Annotated in this window: 11 protein-coding genes; 2 read left to right on the top strand and 9 right to left on the bottom strand. The window is 42.1% G+C overall.

Going from position 1 to position 20,423, the window contains the following annotated elements:
* The first annotated feature begins 11 nt into the window (after positions 1–11).
* Entirely contained in the window at positions 12–3,632 is a 3,621-nt protein-coding gene (locus QZT69_RS09785) for a glycosyl hydrolase 108 family protein (protein ID WP_294673555.1), read from the top strand.
* Between the two features lie 50 nt (positions 3,633–3,682).
* Here the strand turns inward: QZT69_RS09785 and QZT69_RS09780 are convergent, their stop codons facing one another.
* From QZT69_RS09780 to QZT69_RS09760, 5 genes are all read right to left on the bottom strand, one after another.
* The gene (locus QZT69_RS09780; RefSeq protein WP_294673553.1) at positions 3,683–4,309 is read right to left on the bottom strand and encodes a hypothetical protein; all 627 of its coding nucleotides are present in this window, start codon (positions 4,307–4,309) and stop codon (positions 3,683–3,685) included.
* 341 nt (positions 4,310–4,650) lie between these two features.
* Entirely contained in the window at positions 4,651–5,199 is a 549-nt protein-coding gene (locus QZT69_RS09775; protein WP_294673551.1) for a 2'-5' RNA ligase family protein, read from the bottom strand.
* 410 nt (positions 5,200–5,609) lie between these two features.
* A complete protein-coding gene (locus tag QZT69_RS09770) occupies positions 5,610–9,374 on the bottom strand; it encodes a PKD domain-containing protein (RefSeq protein ID WP_294673549.1) in 3,765 nt (1,254 codons plus the stop codon).
* Positions 9,375–9,380: 6 nt separating this feature from the next.
* Positions 9,381–9,905 (bottom strand): hypothetical protein, encoded by a 525-nt coding sequence (locus QZT69_RS09765; RefSeq protein ID WP_294673547.1) that lies wholly within the window; start codon positions 9,903–9,905, stop codon positions 9,381–9,383.
* Between the two features lie 474 nt (positions 9,906–10,379).
* Positions 10,380–11,159, bottom strand: coding sequence for a sulfite exporter TauE/SafE family protein (locus tag QZT69_RS09760; protein ID WP_294673545.1), 780 nt, complete (start codon positions 11,157–11,159; stop codon positions 10,380–10,382).
* Between the two features lie 295 nt (positions 11,160–11,454).
* Between QZT69_RS09760 and QZT69_RS09755 the strand changes: the two genes are divergently transcribed.
* Entirely contained in the window at positions 11,455–13,875 is a 2,421-nt protein-coding gene (locus QZT69_RS09755; protein WP_294673544.1) for a TonB-dependent receptor, read from the top strand.
* A 493-nt stretch (positions 13,876–14,368) separates the two neighbouring features.
* Here QZT69_RS09755 and QZT69_RS09750 read toward each other — a convergent pair whose 3' ends face one another.
* From QZT69_RS09750 to QZT69_RS09735, 4 genes are all read right to left on the bottom strand, one after another.
* Positions 14,369–15,085: an acetolactate decarboxylase gene (locus QZT69_RS09750; RefSeq protein ID WP_294673542.1), complete on the bottom strand. Its 717-nt coding sequence runs from the start codon at positions 15,083–15,085 to the stop codon at positions 14,369–14,371.
* Positions 15,086–15,236: 151 nt separating this feature from the next.
* Positions 15,237–16,565 (bottom strand): TIGR00341 family protein, encoded by a 1,329-nt coding sequence (locus tag QZT69_RS09745; protein WP_294673540.1) that lies wholly within the window; start codon positions 16,563–16,565, stop codon positions 15,237–15,239.
* A 9-nt stretch (positions 16,566–16,574) separates the two neighbouring features.
* Positions 16,575–17,903, bottom strand: a complete 1,329-nt coding sequence (gene nhaA / locus QZT69_RS09740; RefSeq protein WP_294673538.1) for a Na+/H+ antiporter NhaA — start codon at positions 17,901–17,903, stop codon at positions 16,575–16,577.
* A gap of 552 nt (positions 17,904–18,455) precedes the next feature.
* Positions 18,456–20,306, bottom strand: a complete 1,851-nt coding sequence (locus tag QZT69_RS09735; protein WP_294673537.1) for a LamG-like jellyroll fold domain-containing protein — start codon at positions 20,304–20,306, stop codon at positions 18,456–18,458.
* Positions 20,307–20,423: the final 117 nt, after the last annotated feature.

Genomic DNA, 20,423 nt, shown 5'->3' with positions numbered 1-20,423 from the left:
AAACTCAGATTATGGAAAATTTCATAAAGAAACGTCAAAAAAGAAATGTTTTACTTGAAATTGAACGAGCTCAAAAGAAATTGCCTCAGAACTTAGGTTATGGAAGGTCCTTGTCAGATTTATCGATGGCAAAGACAGGTACTCCTCATAATTATGTGATCGCAAATAATGGGACAATTACTTATACAGCCGGAACGAATACAACGCACCGTTACTTTTTCGAAGGTAACCAGCAGCCCTCCTATACATTGGTTGCCAATGCAAGCGGATTGGTGCAGATTCCGGATACAGGAACCGGTTTCGCACGTTATGGAACTGTTGACGCCGGAGGAACGGATAATGGTGTAGTTTACGGTCCGGGGGATCATTTTTTACTTCCTGTTACCGCTGCGGCATTATTCGGTTTGATGCGACGACTGAACGCCGACCACCAGTTCACGGTATCTCTTGGAGACATGTCTTCCTCCAATGGCCGGGATCCGTGGCAAGCCGGTTTCCCACATCATGCAGGACACGGCCACAACGGGAACCGTTCGGGTTTAGATATTGATTTTCGCTATTTAAATCGCCAGGGAACCAGTTTCCAGGCTGCAAATGCTTTTAACAGCCCTAATTTCAGCCAGGAAAATAACCAGACACTTTACGATACTGCCCGATTATTCGGTTTTACCCTCAATTTCCAGGGAAATAGTGGTAATCTGAACAATGTGGCACGAGAAAATGGACATAACGATCACGGACATCTTGGTTTTGTGCGGAACAATGCAACTATTGTAACCTCACGGTCAGGATCTCAATCTTTAAGCCTGTCTTATCAAAAAGCACGTGTGTCGGCTTTAAGCATACCGAAAACCTGGGACACCCATACCGATAAAAGAATTTTGGAACTGCATCCCGACATCCGAATAACCGTTGCGGAATATATCAACCTGATGGAAAGCAAGCACGGAATGAAAGTGCGGGTTACAGGCAATCCATACCGTACTTTTAAAGAACAAGACGAATTGTATGCACAAGGCAGAACCAAACCCGGAAAAATTGTAACCAATGCACGTGCAGGAGAAAGCTATCACAATTACGGATTGGCTATTGACGTGGTAGAAATTAAACCGTATTTCGGTTATGAAAAGGGGTATGACCAAAGCCGCTGGAGCTTAATTGGAAAGGAAGGTAAAGCAATGGGCTTTGAATGGGGCGGAGATTTTAAAAACCTCGTGGATAAGCCACATTTACAAATGACATTCGGGTACAGCGAAGGGCAGTTACTGGCATTGGTGAAAAAAGGTGTTTTGATAGAAGGAACAACTTATGTCCAACTAACTAACAAAACAAGTAAAGGCCAATCCTACTATAGCGACGGGTTAGCCAATCCTCCTTTGCGCATGAGCCAAAATGGTATCGACTTCCTGAAACGTTGTGAAGGCTATCGTGATCATGTCTATGATGATGTAAACCCGAATGTGCGAAACCCAACTACCTGGACAGGTTTCCTAACCATCGGTCATGGTCATCGCTTAACAGACACGGAAATTGAGGCTTACCGAAGAGGAAACTATCGGTTCCAAAGCGGAATTACAGAAGCACAGGCAGAAACTTTGCTGCAAAGTGACCTGGCATGGGCCGAAAATGCAGTAAATAATTCTGTCACACCGACATTAACTCAACATCAATTTGATGCCGCAGTAAGTTATGTATACAATGCCGGAGTTGGTAACACTTTATCGCGGAATTTTGGAAGGCATCTTAATGCAGGACGATTCGCTGATGCTGCCCGTGAAATGGATATTGTTACTTCAGGAGGCAGAAGATTAAGAGGTCTTTTCAAGCGTAGAAATGCAGAATATGATTTATTTGAAAACGGTGTTTACGGAGATGTCAATAATTATGAGGACGAGTTCTTAACATTTAAAACAACTGTGAGATTATCAAAGTCTAAATCATTTTCAGATCCTTTCCCTCATATTAAAAGCGCCAAATTCAAAGCCTTTTTACCAACTATTTTGAAGCACGAAGGAGGATTTGTAAACAATCCGGCAGATCCGGGTGGTGCTACGAATAAAGGAATCACCATCGGAACTTTCCAAAAATACGGTGAATCACTTTTAGCAGTCGAGCCAACTTTGGAGAACCTGAAAAAATTGACTGATGAACAAGCCGGGCTTATTTACGAGCAGATTTACTGGAACAAATTATCGGGTGAGGAAATAAAAGATGTTCAGGTTGCCTATCAATACGTTGATTTCTATATCAATGCCGGATCGAATGCCATTCGCACCATGCAGCGTGTATTGAACAGTTTGGGCAAACCGGTTCCCGTAACAGGAATTATGGATAGGGACACATTGGATGCAATCAATGCAGTAAATGGTGAACAACTGTTTAACGCATTCCGTGCAAAAAGAATCCAATATTACGAACGTTTGGTAGAAAAGAAACCTCAAATGGAGCAATTCCTGAAAGGCTGGAAAACCCGGGCGAACAGTTTTATTTATTCTCCGGACGGGATCTCTGAAGGGAAAAGCTATCTGCATGCTTTCGGTTTGAATCCGGACGATTACACCTGGGAAATATACAAGGTTAAGAGCGGTGAAAGCTTGTGGTCTATTATTCGCGGCAAATGGAACCTTCCGGCTTCCGATGCATCCAATGTGAAGCAGGTAAAAGAACTTGCCGAGATGACTGTTGCGAGAAATGGCAAATCAGATGGGTGGCAGCCCGGATTAAACGATCCCATTTACATTCCGACAACCAAAAAAGGTTCCTCCGCTCCGGGTTCTGCGAGCTTAAATCCAACGGATTATAACTGGGAAACTTACAAGGTGAAATCCGGAGAAAGTTTGTGGTCCATTATTCGTGGTAAATGGAAGCTTCCGGCTTCTGATAAATCAAATGCAAACCAGGTAAAAGAGCTTGTGGAAATGACCGCTTCCAAAAATGGCAAATCAGCTTCCTGGGAACCAGGTTTGAATGAAACGATTCAGATACCTGTCACAAAGAAAGGTGCAGCTGCCGGAACAAGTACGCTTACAAAAGGGTGGTTTACCGACAGTAAAATAAAAATCCAAAAAGTAAGTGAAGCCGATAAAGGTGCTATAACACCGGTTGCAATTGTATTACACCGAACAGAAAACAACAGTACATCCGGTACTGTAAGCGGATTTAAAAGTGGAATAGCAGCTCACTTTGTAGTGGGAAAAGACGGCGAAATCATTCAAACGGTTGGAACAGACAGAAAAGCACAACATGTCGGAAAGATTCGCTCCCGATGTGAACAGGAAAAAACCTGTTCCGCAGATGACGGCAAAGCCATTAAAAAGATCTGGGAAGGAAAGACTTCTTATGGAGATCGGGTAGAAAAAGTACATAATCATGAGCTTGGTAAATCCTACCCGGACAGATATCCATATAATGGAGATTCCATAGGAATTGAAGTAGTCGGTGCTTATACTGCATCTTCCAAAACCTGGGATGCTGTTCCTGCCGATCAGGCAGACTCAGTGGCCTATTTGGTGAATTTACTGAAGAAGGAATTGAGTTTGACCAATGCGGATATTTATGTTCATGAAAAAATATCCTACAAAACCGAAGGTGAAGGACAAACCGTTTACGATGCTATCAAGTCCAAGATCTGATGAATCCGGTAATAACTAAAAATGGGGGAAGTTGACTTCCCCCATTTTTTTTATGCTTTCGACTGCGTTGGTTTCACCGTTTTCGGTGCCGCTTTTTTAACAGCTTTGGGTTTAGCTGCAACCACGGGCTTAGGCTTGACTTCCGGCTGAGGAGTTTTTTGTTCCGTGACCAAAACATCCTTCCCTCCTGTCCCACTTTCGGACTTCGGAGTTGGTGTGGTAACGGGTGCAGCTTCTTTTGGAATAGTTGCTTTTTCACTCCACCCGAAACCGGCAAAGATCTCCGGAATTACGTAAACAAAAGCTTTAAACGTTTCTTCGGATACATCCCTGTTCTTCACGAGTATTTCCTCCTCTATTTCATAACTTACTTTTGCCCTGCCATTGGGATAAATAACCTGAGGTTTCAGCCAGGTCACAAAATCATCCTCACTGTTGGTGCTTTTATTGACCGTATATTTCAGATTCAGAATACTGAGGCTTTCGTAACCGTTCGGGATTGCTAGTATGGAATCTTCCGAGTAATCAATTTCATGGATTCCTGCATACATACCAAATTTAAGTCTATGTGCCCGTTCGGCCTGAGTAAATGATACGTCAAACTTTAATGAAATTTTAGCGCGGTTTTTCGTTTTCCCGCGAGCTACTTTGAGCTCCAGGTTTTTAATTGTTGCCATGAATAGAGGTTTTTATAAATCAGGATGAAAATACGGTTTTTTTGGTTTCGTGATGCCTTGTAACACAAGTATTTATCGAATAAACTTTACGGGAAGACAGGTGATTTATGAAGTCGTTGGAACAGGGAGAATGGTTTGGTAGATTTGCACGCCGCGGACAGAGCTTTTTTGTTTTACACGCTGAACGCTTACGCCTTGGCTATGCGCCTATGCTGACCGCATGTCGCCAAAGCTTTAGCGGCGGCACAAGCTCCGGCGTAAGCATAAACGTTGGCGATCTCACGAATTTCGCGAATCAGAAATGAATTGTTTTATCGGATTGAATGATAACTATGTGGTTTTTATTCACCGCCTCTTTTTAGCTGAAACTGTCCGAGTTCCACGTATTTCCTGTCTGAGGTGTATTTCAATAAGGTAAACTGATCGAAAACCAGTTCGCGGTTGACATCGAAATGATCTACGACGAGCGTTTGCGGGATTTTATCGCCCGGAACTTTATACGCAAGCGTCAGATGCCATTTTCCTTTTCTGCCTTTCGGAACTTCTGTTTTCAGATCGGCGATCAGTTTGGCAAGAGGCTCGGAAGCATTAGCTTCAATCACCAGGTGTTTTCCCCACTGCGGACCTACCAGGCTGGCTTTACCCAGGTGCACATTCAACAATTCATGACTTTGAAGAACAGTAGTAATTCCATTTACCATCCATTCATCGGCCTCCGGTTTATCTTCCCAGGAAACCAGCGTGATGTGCGGTTTCGAGGTTTGCGTGTACTTTTCGGGAATTCCTGCACGTGCAGCTGCTGCTTTCCGGTCGACCAGGAATTGCATGGATTCCGCATCGGGATTTAGTAAGAGGTAATAACAGGTCTTGTTTTCGGGTTGCTTTTCCAATGGGTGACATTTATAAATACGGTAGAAAGATAGGAATCCGTGGGAAAACAACAAAGTGACTTAGTCCTGTTTCCGTACCTTTCTCTTTATAGCTCCGAAGGATTGTATTCAAATGTTTTCTTGAAAACAGCTGAAAATTTGATGCAGCACATCATATAGGAATCTTCCGGATCGCTTCCTGGTTTAGATCTACTCCCTTCATCGCCAACAGCATCATTTCAAACCAAATGGATTCGTAATCCTGCACCATTTTCACTTGTCAGTATAAGTAAGTTCTATCCTATTTGTCAACTAAACTTTGTATATGGAATAATTCTTTTAAAAGGATGACAACTATTCTCACCGGATAGCTAAAACAAAACCCCGGCTCTGCATACACAAAACCGGGGCTTTCATCCTGTAAGTTATCGTTACTTTTCCAATACTATCGGAACTGTCTGACGTGCACCCGCAGCTATTACTTTAATCGTATATGCTCCGTTTGCCAGGTCTGAAATGTTCATCTTTACAGTTGTATTTTTGGAATCTTTGAGTTCACGTACGACTCTTCCTTTGCTGTCGTAAACTACAATATGCTCAATGATCAACTTCCCAGCATCAACCGTAAACAATCCGTTTGACGGATTCGGGTAAATGGAAACAAACGAAAGTTCGCTTTCCTTTATTCCCGCACAGTCATCTACCTGTACATCGATCGATGCTGTCCCGGCACAACCATTCCCATCTGTAACCGAATAGGTCAGGGTTGATACACCGGTTCCTGCAATAGCCGGATTGAATTGACCGCCGCTGACACCTACCCCGCTGTAAGTTCCACCTGCCGGAGTTCCCTGGTTAAGTGAGAACGCCGGATCATTCAGGCAAAGATCTGCAATCGCAGCAAATGCAACTGTTGGATTCGGGTTAACTGCTACTATAGTCCCTGCAGAAGCCGCCGAAGAACAAGTTCCATTTGAGGTTGTTACCGTATACGTTCCCGCATTTGAAACGGTTATTGATGATGTGGTTTCTCCATTCGACCATGTATTACCGCTTGCAGCAGATGATGTCAAAGTGACACTGTTGCCTGCACAGAATGTTGTAGGTCCGTCTGCTGTAATGGTTGGTACCGCCGGTGTTCCCGTCACTGTCACATCGTGTGTTACAGTTCCGCCACCGTTAACCGTCAATGTAATTGTTTTTGTTCCTGCCGAAGCATAAGAAACGGAATGAGGACCAATGCCCGTTGCCGTGGCTGGTGTAGCTCCGGGTCCGAAATCCCAATCCCAGGATGTAATAGTTCCTACGGAAGCATCTGTTACAGTTACTGTTTCTCCTGTACAAACAGCTGCCGGTGCCGCACCGAAATTAGGGCCGGGAGACGCGATAACGCCAGTCAAATTAATGTTATCGATATAGATATTTTGTCCGTAATGACCTCTGTTCTGAAAACTGATCATCACGCTCTGATTACCGATATAAGGCGTCATATCTACCGTTTCTGTACGCCATTGGGAAGGTGTAGGCACGAATCCATCCGGGGTATAATCTCCCGGAACCGTCGACAAGGCGTTTCCTCCTTTGTAGTAAACCGTTGTAAATGATGCTCCACAGTCCGTTGAAACAAGTACCGCCAGGGAATCCGAATTGGCTCCAGAATACCTTCTGAATGCCACATCAAAAGTTAAAGTAGCACTCGACATTCCTGTGAAATCGTAAGTACTGCTTCTCATTTCATCCTGGTTCCCATTGTAGTGATCATAATTGCGGTACTGCATACTTTCTGTCGAACCCTGTGATCCTACAACTGAGTTGCGCTCCCACTGCTCCGAAATGTTAGCTATATTGACCTGGCTCCAGCCCATAGGCGGGAATGCAGCCGCAACAAAACCTTCGGTCAATGGCAAGTCAAGCTCTGTATTTACCTGCACAAATACTGCAATGGTTCTCGTGGATGTATTATTCAGTGCATCCGTTGCGGTTAATGTAACGTTATAGGTTCCCGTAGCCGGATAAGTGACATTTGCACTTGCAGCCGTGGATGTGGAAGGTGTTCCTCCAGGGAAACTCCAGGAATAGGTAATCGGAGTATTCACAGCTCCAACACACCCCTGAGTATAAAGCACCGAAGAGTTATCACAATCAATGACGCTGTCCCCAACAATAATGTTTGCACTGAACGGACGCAGGTTATCAAATCCGCTTTCCCAAATAGCTCTTCCAAAACTCGCGTACCGGATCCGGGATTGATTGGTTCCGTCGTCATACATCGAAAATTCGGTCGGAGATCTTCTCGAAGGCAGGTTTGTACTGTAATTCGTCCAGCTTACTGCCCCGGCTTTTTTGTAATAAACGGCATTATTTGTTGCTATAAACACCAATTCTTCCGTTCCCCCGAATTGTTCTGCCAAAATTCTTCGGTGGTTCACATTCGGGAGGTTGTAAGTTACATTGGTCCAGGTTGCACCGGCATCCGCCGACCTGTAAACCGCATTGTTTTCAGATACATAAACGATATCCGCATTATTGGCTATGGCTGCAACACTTCCGAGGGAAGTTGCTGATCCGGGCGGAGTACGCAATACAAATGTCGGACTTGCAGCTAAAGCATTGGATGACACATAGACATCGCCGTTTGATACCAATACATACAAGCGATTCGGATCTGCAATACTACTGTGAATATCCACGATTGTTTGATTGAATGTCGATATTTGGGTCCACGTCGGTGTTCCTGCTGTCAGATTCGTGGTTCTATAAACATTCGTTACTCCGACAAATCCTAAATTGACGTTCGTGCGGTTAAATCCGAATGCATTCCAGTTGGTTGTCGGAAGTCCATAATCTCCGGTAGCTCCCGTGTGATTGAGTTGTCGTTCCGTACCGTCAAAATAAATATTGCCGTTATAGTCACATTGACGCTTGGCATAATCATCTCCACCACCGGTAGTGAACCATCCATTTGCATTGGCGATAACACGTCCGTTATCCTGTGTTCCGATAGAGATAAAATCTTTGTCGACCTGACTGCCGATCCCGCACTTGTTGCCGATCTCATAAGCATAAAGCCCGTTACTTACCGGAGTCCAGTTATTCCCACCGTCGGTACTCAACCAAACACCTCCGTCGTTCATGCTGTACAATTTGTTTCGATTGAACGGTGCCTGCTCAATTTGATGCATATCCGTGTGGCATTTTTCCCACCAGTGGGTTAACAATGTCCAGGTAACGCCGCTGTTTGAGGAATACCAGGTACAATGCGATTGCAGCCATAATTTAGTGGGATCCACCAAATCTACCGTGATGGCGTGGTTGTAATTCCCCTGTCCGCCTTCTGTTACATCATCATCGTAAAAAGTGATGTAGGGACTCCCTTCCGCTTTTTGGGTGGTGAAAGTCAAACCGCTATCCACTGATTTGAGGATAATGCCCCCGCCTCCGACAATGGATAAATACACAATATTCGGATTAGCAGGAGTTACACCAATACGTGATCCCGACTGGATATTTGCTGTTGAAGCAATCACTCCGCTGGTTATTTGTGTCCAGCTGGTACCGAAATTGGTGGATCTGTAAAAACGCGGGACATCTTCCTCCGTACATGCATAAACAATTTGGGAATTCGCTGCTGTATTCATTTTCATGTCTGAAAAAGGAATATTTGTAGCGGTAGAAGCCGTCCAGTTGTTTCCTCCATCTGTTGACTTATAAATCCCTTTATTGGTAGCAGCAATGTATTCCAGAGAATTGGTTGAATTTTGGATAATTTCGATCACCAAACAGTTTGTAAGGCTAGTGGCAGTAAAAGTTACTCCCCCATCGTTTGATTTTCTTAATCCGGCAGAACTATTGGAATAGTAATTGGCATCTCCGGTTCCCAAAAGTAAGTGTTGATCATTGGTATAATCGATACAAATGGAAGCACAGTTATTCGTCAGCACATCTGTTCCGGGTGCCACTGTCCAGTTTGCTCCCTGATCGTTTGAGAAGAATAGTCCGCCTTCCCCGGTAACCGCATAATATTTATTGGTATCTGAAGCGTGAAACTTCATTTGACTAATCCGGCAGAAACCGTGTATTTGTCCGGAAATATTTGTGGGGAAATTCGTCCCACCCGGAACCGGTGTCCAGTTGGCTAATTGCGCATACGAGCAGATACTCAGCAGAACTGCACATATAAGTAGTATTTTTTTCATCGGAAATTACTTTTTAGGAGTATTGAGTTCTTCTATCTTTTTTCGCTCTTCGGATTGAGCATCAATGATTTTTTGCTGTTCCTCCGGAGAAACGATACTTCCATCCTCACGAACCCAGGGCTTTACAGCTTTCATCCATCCTTTAAATGCGCGAACCTCAGCCGCATAAAGCATTGTTTCGTCCGGTTTGCCTTTTCGCTTTCGCTTTTTTTCTTTTCGGGCGTGCTCCCTTTTGCGTTCTTCCTCCGATTCTTCATCCTGTTCTAAGCCCACTTCTCTTTCGAATGTGTCCAGTTCATGATTTTCAAAGGGTTCTTCGGGTAATACCCTGCTCTTCCAAAATTCTCTAAAGGCTCTGATTGTGAGATAATAGTTCGCGTTCGGATCATTCATCATTTCAATCCAAATGGGTTCTTTTCGAAATTGTCTGGGTTTGTATTTCTTTCCGGAGTCCTGGGAGAGACTGATGAAGTTGATACAAAACAGGAGCAGGAATGTTAGTAGTATTCCAATTTGCCGTTTGCCATTCATAAGTATACAGTTTTATGGTTTATTTTAGTTGTTTTCCAAATGTCTAAAAAACAACATTTTTTCGAAGCGAAAGTTAATAAACTTCCCTTCGTAGATTGAAAAAATAACAAATGCATCAAAAATTGTTCGCATGTTGTATTTCCAACTTAACCGCTTATTTTGTTTACAAACATACCCAACGGATTTTTGATGATTCATTTCTACCCGAAAAACTCCCCCTTTCCCAAAAATTAAGGCATACAACGAACCTTCCAAAATAAAAAGCCTGCTTCAATTTAAGTCTTAAGAATGTAGAAAATGGTCAATTCAGTATCCATGAGATACATGTGAATAAATTTATAGCTGTTATAATTTTAACTAAAACGATCTAGGATTCAAATAATGAAGTAAAAATTAATGCTTTATTTGGTTAATCCGGATCCTTAGAGAAAATTCCAATTGATCCGACAGACTGCATGAGGAGTGAAAACCTGCTTACAAAATTCCGGTCATTAAAAGCATGGAAAACACTAAAAGCATGATTGCGACGAAGGTTTGAAGAAATCCGATCGTTACTTTTTTCAACAGCTTATTTCCGGCATAGGCTCCTAAGAATGCGGATAGAACTGCCAGGGTTAAGAGCAAATAGTCCAGTTTATCGTACTGTTTTGAAAGATCGGCGGCGTAAATAGTCAATCGCGAAAGATCAATGAGAACAGCTATGATTACTCCGGTAGCGATAAATTGCTCTTTAGATAAGTTTGCCCGAATTAGAAAGGCGGATCTTAAAGCACCCTGATTCCCGGAAAGTCCACCGAAAAAACCGCTCAATACGCCTCCGAGCGGTATGTATTTTTGACTAAAGTTTATTTTCGATAAAAATGGAATGAGATCCACTAAGGCAAAAAATGCCAGCAATAATCCTATGATGAGTTTTACCCATGTAACATCAGCGGTTTTATTTAGAAAAGAGTAAGAAAAAAGCGGCTGAACACCGGAAATTACGGTTAACAGGTAAGCTCCCAGGAATGCAAAAAGAATGGCGGGTATCCCGAAGCGAATGATAACACTCTTACTTGCATTTCTCCCCACCAGGAAAAGCTTGAAAAGATTATTCAGAAAATGAACAATTGCGGTCAGGGATATGGCTATTTCCAGCGGAAAGAAAATGGCAAAAACAGGAACAAGTATCGTTCCCAGTCCAAATCCCGAAAAAAATGTCAGCCCGGAACCGAGCAGTGAAAAAAAGCAAATTGTTATATACTCAATGATCATAGTTATCTGTTATCGGGAAGCAAAATAAAACGAATTAAACAAATTCACGATTATCCGAATGTGAAGTTTAAAGTTAATTGCTATTCATGAAAGATGGTTACCTATTAAAGAAATTCCTTCGTAAAGTTAAATATCACCCGGGATTCATCTAATACCTCCCGGTTTCTGTCCGATTCAAATCCAAGAATGCAACACTATTTCACAAGGATTTTGTTTGACAGCGTCAAAAAAACAGATTACTTAGTACTCAAATCGTTAATTACTGCGTGAAAATCCTTATTACCTCTTTCCAATTATGCTCAAAATAGTTGCAGCAATGGTCGTTACTGTCTGTGTTTCCGCTTTTGCCCATTCCCAAAAAATCCAAGTTCTCGATAACTATACCAACCAACCAATTGTAGGTGCTGTTGCTGTTCAAAACCAAAAAACTTACACCTCAAATGCTGCCGGATTAATGGATCTGACGGGAATTACTGTTCCTTCGGAAGTCATCGTCCGGCATCCGAATTATGCGAGCATGACTATCCAAATCTCCAACCGGGAATTGACTGTTGTTTCGCTGTTTGAAAAAAATATGGACCTGGATGAAGTAACCGTTTCATCGAGCCGGTTTTTAGAAAAGAAATCAGATGTTCCGAAACGCATCGAATCCATCAGGAGTTCTGACCTACAACAAATGAATCAAACCAGCAGCGCCGATGTACTTGCATCCAGCGGAGCCGTTTTCGTTCAAAAATCCCAATTGGGAGGTGGTTCACCCGTAATCAGAGGATTTGAAACCAATAAAGTGCTACTCGTAGTAGACGGTGTTCCGTTGAATAATGCCATTTACAGGGGCGGTCACCTTCAGAATGTCCTCACAATCGATCCGGCATCTTTGGAAAGCGTTGAAATTGTTTACGGGCCGGGCTCGGTCGTATACGGATCTGATGCCCTTGGAGGAGTCATGCATTTCCACACGATGAAACCCCTGTTCTCCGAAACGGATACCTTACTGATCAAAACGAATTCATACGCAAGGTACTTTTCAGCTGCAAACGGCTATTCGGGACACACGTCATTGAACCTTGGCTGGAAACGCTGGTCTTCAGTTACCGGTTTTACGTATTCTCATTTCGGAGACCTGACCCAGGGAAAAGTAAGAACCGGCAAGTACCCGGATTTTGGCGAAAGAACATTTTATGTAGAACGAATCAATGATACGGACTCCATGATGGTTAATCCGAACAAAAACAAACAGGTAGGATCAGCCTATTCACAATACGACATTCTTCAAAAAATTGCATTCAAACAAAATAATTTCGTGGTCCATACACTGAACATACAGCTTTCAAATTCTTCCGATATTGATCGATATGACAGGCTTACCCAGACAAAGAACGGCCTTCCCCGCTTTTCGGAATGGTATTACGGACCTCAATTCAGATCGTTAATCAGTTATGATTTATCCATCACAAAAAAATCGAAGTTATATGACCAGGTGAAAGCAAATGTTTCACAGCAATGGATTAAGGAGAGCCGTCATGACAGAGCCTATAAATCTGATTTTTTAAATCGCAGGACTGAAAAAGTGATGGTTAGTACTTTCCTGCTTGATTTGGAGAAAAAAGCCCGGAAACATGAAATCAGATACGGGCTGTTTGCGAAATACGATCGCGTCCAATCAAACGCAGAGAAGCAAAACATTGTAGTGGATACTTCCGGCTCTTTGGATACCCGTTACCCGGACGGAGGATCTTCAATGCTTACCGGTGCTTTATACTTAACAGACGCCATAGAGATTTCGGACAAGGTTATTTTAAGCGGCGGGATACGTGCCAATTACGTGATGTTAAATGCTAAATTCAATGACCGTACCTTTTATCCATTCCCATACAGTGAAGCGAAACAAAACAATAGCGCAGTTAATGGGAATATCGGAATCATTCTGCAACCGGTAAAAAGTATCCGGATTTCATTGAGCGGATCAACCGGGTTTAGAGCACCAAATATTGACGATTTAGCCAAAGTATTTGAGTCGGTTGTAGAAACAAGCAATACCACTGGAAAACTGGTGATTCCGAACACCAATTTAAAACCTGAAACAGTGTATACCGGTGAATTGGGGGTAAGCTACCGGTACAAGGACCAGGTCCAGGTGTCGGCTCTGGGATATTATTCCAGGATAGAAAATGTCATTGCGGTTCTTCCCTTCACATTAAATGGTTCCGACACTGCTTTTTACAATGAAAACTACGTAGATATTTACGCCGCTCAAAATGCAAATTATGGCATTATTTACGGTGCCGAAGGAAGTGTTAAAGCACAGTTCCTGAAATACTGGAGTTTGAGTTCTTCGATTAATTATACCTACGGACGGCTTTATTCGGAGGATGGAGAAAAACCGCTCGACCATATACCACCTCTTTATGGAAAAACATCTCTCCAATTTACCTGGAAAAAGTTCCGGGCAGAATTCTTCAGTCAATACTCCGCCTGGAAAAGGTTAGCAGATTATTCCGACAGCGGGGAAGACAACCTGGCTTACGCAACGGCGGATGGAATGCCCTCCTGGGTCACTTACAACTTAAGAATCGGGTATCAGTTCAGTTCTAAATTATCTGCCCAGGTTGCCTGTGAAAATATATTGGATCAAAATTACCGAACGTTTTCATCTAATATCAGTGCGCCCGGAAGAAATTTCATTGTGACACTCAGGCTTAATACGTTTAAATAAAAAATAATTGTTACGCCATTAAATTCTCAACACCTACTAACAATCCTCCTTGCCTCCCCCTACTTTTTGTCAGGCCCAAAAAGTAGGCAAAAGAAAGCCACGAAGTGGATTGAAGACGAAGTATAGTTTCTTTGAAACGTAATACGAGGTAGCCTTTGCACAATTACCGCTTTCGGCCAACCAGCCGATCCGGATCAATCCACGAAAAGGCGGGATCAGGATCCAAAATGCAATTCTGTAGTTGTTTTACAAACACTACAGAATTAGCACTTTCCGGGATTGATAACCAAATCGGCTGGTTGTCGTTTCTTTAAGAAGACCAGAAGGACGGGTAGTGATTAGAAAGCTTCGAAATGTTTCTAAGTGTCGTGTAATTGTGCGTGTTGGCAACTAGTATTAATTCACCAAAGATTGGAAATTAGATTTTCAAAAAGCATATCAGACAACAACGATAATAAAACAGCTTTCTAATTGTCAACAGGAAGTTGTTTTTTCACTCTGTCGGCAAGTAGAGTTTTACCGTTCCCTTTTTGAATACCACTTTGTCCAAATGTCCCATTTTTAGGCGGTCTTTTGTTATTAAGTGCATATGCAGGAAAGTGTCGTGATGTGTAAAAATGGCCTTATGCCCCGTTGAGAAGAAGCCGATTATTTCTGATTGCTCGTTTTTGAGGTCATAATTTTTCTGTCCTTTATGTGCTTCATCCGGCGAGCTTACTTTTGAACCTTCGGGCAAATTCACCACATGTATGGTTGCCTGTTCGACTGTTCCGGTGAGTTTAAACATAAAAGGGCGTGGCGCATTTTTAGTTGTCTGATTCAAATAGGTTTCAAGCTGCGGAATGGATTGAACGCTGTCGGGAAGCTCATGTTCCGTCCATTTTGAAATGACTGCATACCCAAAAAAAGGAGCTTTTATGTCGTAAGTTTCTTCCACTTTCATGGTTTTCCCGGAAACAACCGTGGATTTATAAGATTTACCATCGACAATTAAGATTTCGCCTCTCAGGTATTCAACCGGTCCAAGTCCGTATAAATGTATTTTGTTCGTTAGGGTGTCGAGATCTATGTTCCCGGAAAGTTGTCCGTTCCACATAACATTTTTCATCTCCCCGACAATTTTCACATCGCCGGAAGTCTGCTGTGCAATCGAACTGTTACTTGTTAAAGTAAAAATGGTTAGTGCGAGAAGTATTGTTTTATGTTTCATAGTATACATGTGTTAGCCGTGAAAGTCTTTTTCGATTGTTGTTATTCATCCTTCAAATGTCAGAAAATTTTGTCAGGCCGCAGTTGTTCATTACCCGGATTTGAAAGTAAACAATTTCACAAACCTTTAGAAAAATTAGCTTCTCTACTAGTTATTCAAAGATCAGCTTAATGGTATCCGATTTCGTTCTTTCTATCAACCAGGTATTCAATTGCGTGCGCTGCAAAGCTCTAACAGGCTTATTTGTACCAATTACCACCAATATTAGTGTATCCGTACTCTTGTCTGTATAGTTCTCAACAACCCTGCTCGCACTATACGAGCGAAAACCCGGCAGAAGTGCTTTCAATTCTTCTGTTAAATCGGGAATTTCATGCAGCTTATTTGTTTGGTTCACAGATTGGACCTTTAGCGAATCATGTCTGAAAACGTCGTTGAGAATACTCGCTCTAATCTGTTCCATATCTATTTCCTGTTTGGAATTAAGACCTTGTCGTACAAGTAACTCAGCATTACCCAGATCGTAAGTCTTTAAATTGCGTCTTATCGAATCGATCAAGGTTTCAGGCAATCGTTTTCCAATCAGGAGCACATTGATTTTCGAAGGATTATCGTCATAACTGAAGTTTTTGGATACAACAAGAGCATTATCGAATTGGAACTGCTCTTCCACAAATTGTTTTGCCCTACTTTCGAAAAGGCTCTTGTTGACAATCTTGTATGTCAGGTAAATACTTGGAAGAATGGTTATAAATATTGTAAGCAGAATGTACCGGGAAACCTTTCTTCCTTGCACGTGCTCTTCAAATGACCTTCGTTTGAATTTCATCAAGCGGATAATCAGGAAGGTACTGATACAAATGAAAATACTATTGATGCAGTACAGGTACAATGCTCCCAGGAAATAATAATAATTCGCTGTTGCCAAACCATAACCGGCAGTACACAAAGGCGGCATTAACGCGGTTGCGATGGCAACTCCCGGTATTGCATTGCTTTTTTCGTTACGCGTAGCGGCAACAACTCCGGCAAGTCCGCCAAAGAAAGCAATGAGTACGTCCCACAAGGTTGGAGTTGTTCTGGCCAATAATTCACTTTTGGCTTCGTGCAAAGGAGTGATCCAAAAATAAATGGCTGAAGTGATGATACTGATAACGGTTGCTATGAGCAGGTTACGAATGCCTTTTTTTACCAAATCAAAATCTTCGGTCCCCATTCCAAGGCCAACTCCCATGATAGGACCCATGAGCGGGGAAATAAGCATTGCCCCGATAACGACTGCGGTTGAATTCATATTCAAACCGATGGAAGCTATCAAAATGGCAAAGATCAATGTCCAGAGATTTGCTCCCACGAAATCCGAGTTCCGGGTAATCGAGTTTATGACCTGTTCTTCATCAGCCTGGTCATGACGTAAATTGAACCATTGAATAACAGCTCGTTTAAATACTTTGAATAACTGATTATTTTCTGTTTCCATACAGCTGTATTAATCCTTCAAAATATGTGATCTACTCCTTTTAGAAAATTTAAGTAACAGAATTCCAGCAACTCCTGCAACAAATGATGCTGTCAAAATACCGTATTTTGCCTGGTCTGTGTAAAGTGGATTGGTAAAAGCAAGTCCCGTAACAAATAGCGACATGGTAAATCCAACACCCGCCAACACCGCCACGCCGGTAACATGTATCCAGTTAGCACCTTCGGGCAGCTCCGATAGTTTGAGCCTTACTGCCAGCCAGGTGAAGGAAAATACACCTATGAACTTTCCTGCAAGTAAGCCTGCGATGATACCGATGCTCACCGGATTTCCCAAGGATGAAAAAAAGTCACCCTGAATAATAATTCCGGCATTGGATAAGGCAAACAATGGCATGATCACAAATGCCACCCAGGGGTGCAGTTTATCCTCAATTTTCTGCAAAGGAGTTTCGGCATCCAAACATCTTTCTTTAATAGACTGAATAATATCGTGCTGTTCGGGTGTGGTTAGCGAACTGTTCAACGGTATTTGCTCTTCAAATTCTTCCAAATGGATTTTTGTTTTTTCAGCGAATTCGCTTTCATTAATTTTGGTTCTTGCCGGAATCGTAAAAGCAACCAATACGCCTGCAATGGTAGCGTGAACACCCGAAAAAAGAAATCCTACCCAAACTGCTATGCCGATTATCAAATAGAAAAAAATACTCCGTATTCCCAAAATATTACCGACCGCAAGAACCACTAAAAAAATTCCGGCAACGATTAGCGGAGCCCATGCAATTTGAGCGGTATAGAAAAAAGCAATGACTAAAACCGCGCCCAGGTCGTCGGCAACTGCCAGAGCCGATAAAAAAACTTTTACCGAAGACGGAATGTGACGTCCGGCTAATGAAAGCAGTCCCAGGGCAAAAGCAATATCTGTTGCCGTTGGTATCCCCCAGCCTTTGGTACTGTCTGATCCCATATTCACCAATAAATAGATCAACGCCGGAACGATCATTCCCCCAAGAGCAGCAATCATCGGAAGTGATGCCTTTTTAGCCGTTGACAGTTCACCTGCCATAAACTCACGCTTTAACTCCAGTCCAATGACAAAGAAGAATAAGGCCATTAAACCGTCATTAATCCATACGTGCAACGGCTGATCCAAACCGTGCCCGTTAAAATTCACTGCAAAATGAGTTTCCCACAAATCATGGTAAGATTCTCCCCAGGAGGAATTCGCCCAAATAATAGCAATAACAACACTGACAAACAAAACAATACCGCCGGTATACTCCCGATGAATAAAACGGTTAACTGGTCTTAAGATATAATCAATAGGAGATTTTGCCATGAGATTTTTTATGTGAAAAAGATATTTGTAAAAGCATTAAAGATACTTATTTTCTTAGCTTTTTCTTTGAGAATTGCTGTTAAGAGTAACTAATTTAAACAGAACACAGGATCTGTAAGAGGACCCTGTGTTCTGTTCAAAAGCTATAGAAAAAAACTTAATCAATCTGTAGCAACTGCAATACCAGGCAATGATATCACATCTTCATGCCTGAATGCCTCTCCACTGACCATTCTCTGCGCCGGGCAATATGCCTGGTTAGCACTTTTACCCTGTTTCGGAAGATATACGGTGAAGTCGCCGGAGCTTATAATGTACTTTTAATACGATCAGCGAAGTAATGGTATCAGTTACAGTATGCCTGACCATACTTTCTTATTTTGCGTCCGCTGTTATATTCTCAATAGAAGCCATGCATTATCTCCAAGATCGGGTATCTGATCTTGGAGTGGTTAGGCTAATCATTTGAGAACAGACCAATTCAAGAATTCAAGTCAACCTGTTTTCTACCCCCTTTGCATTTTCAATTCTTGTTTCGATTGCCATTTGGTATTACTCTTTTGTTATTCGAAAAACCTCGAAACCGCTCATACTTTTCAATGTAAACAAATAAACACCAGATTGAAAAGAAGTCATATCAATGGTACTTTCCTGATAAATCTGTGCGGAAACAAACAATTTTCCTTTTATATCGCGGACTTCCAATAAGGCTGACGGATCATTGAACCTAATCGTTACATCTTTTTTCGTTGGATTCGGATACAGTTCGAAAGCAGTGTTCGCGAATTCATTCAACCCGACCGTATTGATTACCATACAAGCTGAAGTATCTCTGCAAGTTCCATTATCAACAATTACTGCATATTCCCCGTTCACTTCCGCTGTAAAACTTTGGGATATAGCATTTGATATCAGGATGTGATCAGGACAGGTTATCCACTGATAAGCCGAACCTGTTTCAGAAGCAGTCATCGTTATACCTGAAATACTGGTTGATACGTCCGGAATAGGATGAATGGTCAGGTTCAACGTTACAATACTATCACAACCCAATGAGTTCATTAAAGTAAACGTGGAAGTATCATTGTCCGAAAAATAGGTGTTTCCATCCATCCAGGTATATGACCCGCAAGCCGTCTGGATATCTGTACCTGTACTTGGAGAATTAACAGTTAAGTTTAATGTTACAATACTATCACAACCTGTTGAGTTTATTAAAGTAAACGTAGAAGTATCGTTATTCGCAAAATAGGTATTTCCATCTATCCAGGTATAAGACCCGCAAGCCGTTTGAACATCTGTACCGGAACTGGACGAGTTCAGTGTTAAATGTAATGTTACGACCGAATCGCAGCCACTTGCCGCTCCGCCTGTAATTGTATGCGTAGCCGTTGTATTGGAGGCATAATACGTTATATTGTCTATCCATGTATAGGAGTCACAAGCTGTTTGAACATCTGTACCCGTGGTTGAAAAATGAAGATTCAGATTCAGGTGCACAATACTGTCACAACCCGTAACAGTACTAATATAACTGTGTGTTGCGGTATAATTGTTTGTATAGTAGGTATTCCCGTCAACCCAGATCAGACTATCACAAGTTTCTATTTCATCAATCGTATGTATCGTTTCACTGTTATTATTTGTTTGAGAAATAGCAATACCTGATGTTACCCAATTGGAGGTTGTACCGCTTAATGTAAAATCTATAAGAGAAGCATCGTAAAGATTAGTTAGTTCATTCAGGGTTGTTTCACTCGAATTGGTTCCCCCCGCTATTCCCTGATTAAAATCATAAGACGCAATTAAATTAGGCTGCCCTGCTGTAAAGGTATTATTCATACCGGCAACTATTTCACATGGGGTGCGGATATCATCCCATACCCGAAACTCGTCGATGGAACCTTTGTAAATTTGCTGCCCGTCGGTTCTGGCTCCTATTGTCATAATTCCGTCAGTTCCGGCAGAAGAAACTCCGCCGCTTATTCCGTTTATTTGAATCCCATTGATATAGGATGTAATGGTGTTGCTGCTTGCATCCCAGGTAAATGCAAGATGTGTCCATACCGAAGATGAAAGGTTAACCTGAGTATTCACGCTATAAGATATTCCGTTATCGTTTAGAAAAAAATACAGCGTATTACCAGAATTCACCAGAATTGAACAAAAATTATTGGCATCTTTCTGAGCAAAGAATATGCGTTTGGAGGTTGAACCGGATTCCTGCTTAACCCAGCACTCAAGTGTAAAATCATTTAAGGAAATATTGTCGAATACTGTCGGTAAATCGGCCTGACAATATCCGTTCGAGGAATTAAAATTCAATGCGTTTCCTTCCAATTGTGAGAAAGAATAAATGGCTGCATGTATTGAAAAGAATACTATTAAAAAAGTTGTTTTCATGAATGACCTGTTGGTATTAATTAATTATTTTTTGCTATCTGCTGAATTATTAGTCCCATCAGCATGTAAGCAAACGGTATTTGGGGAGATGAAATATGGATCTGAATTGTTTTGAGG

The sequence above is a fragment of the uncultured Fluviicola sp. genome (assembly GCF_902168135.1).
Classification (GTDB): Bacteria; Bacteroidota; Bacteroidia; order Flavobacteriales_D; family Crocinitomicaceae; genus Fluviicola.
Note: the sequence above shows the minus strand (reverse complement) of the source record. Positions and strands in the feature narration are given on the sequence as shown.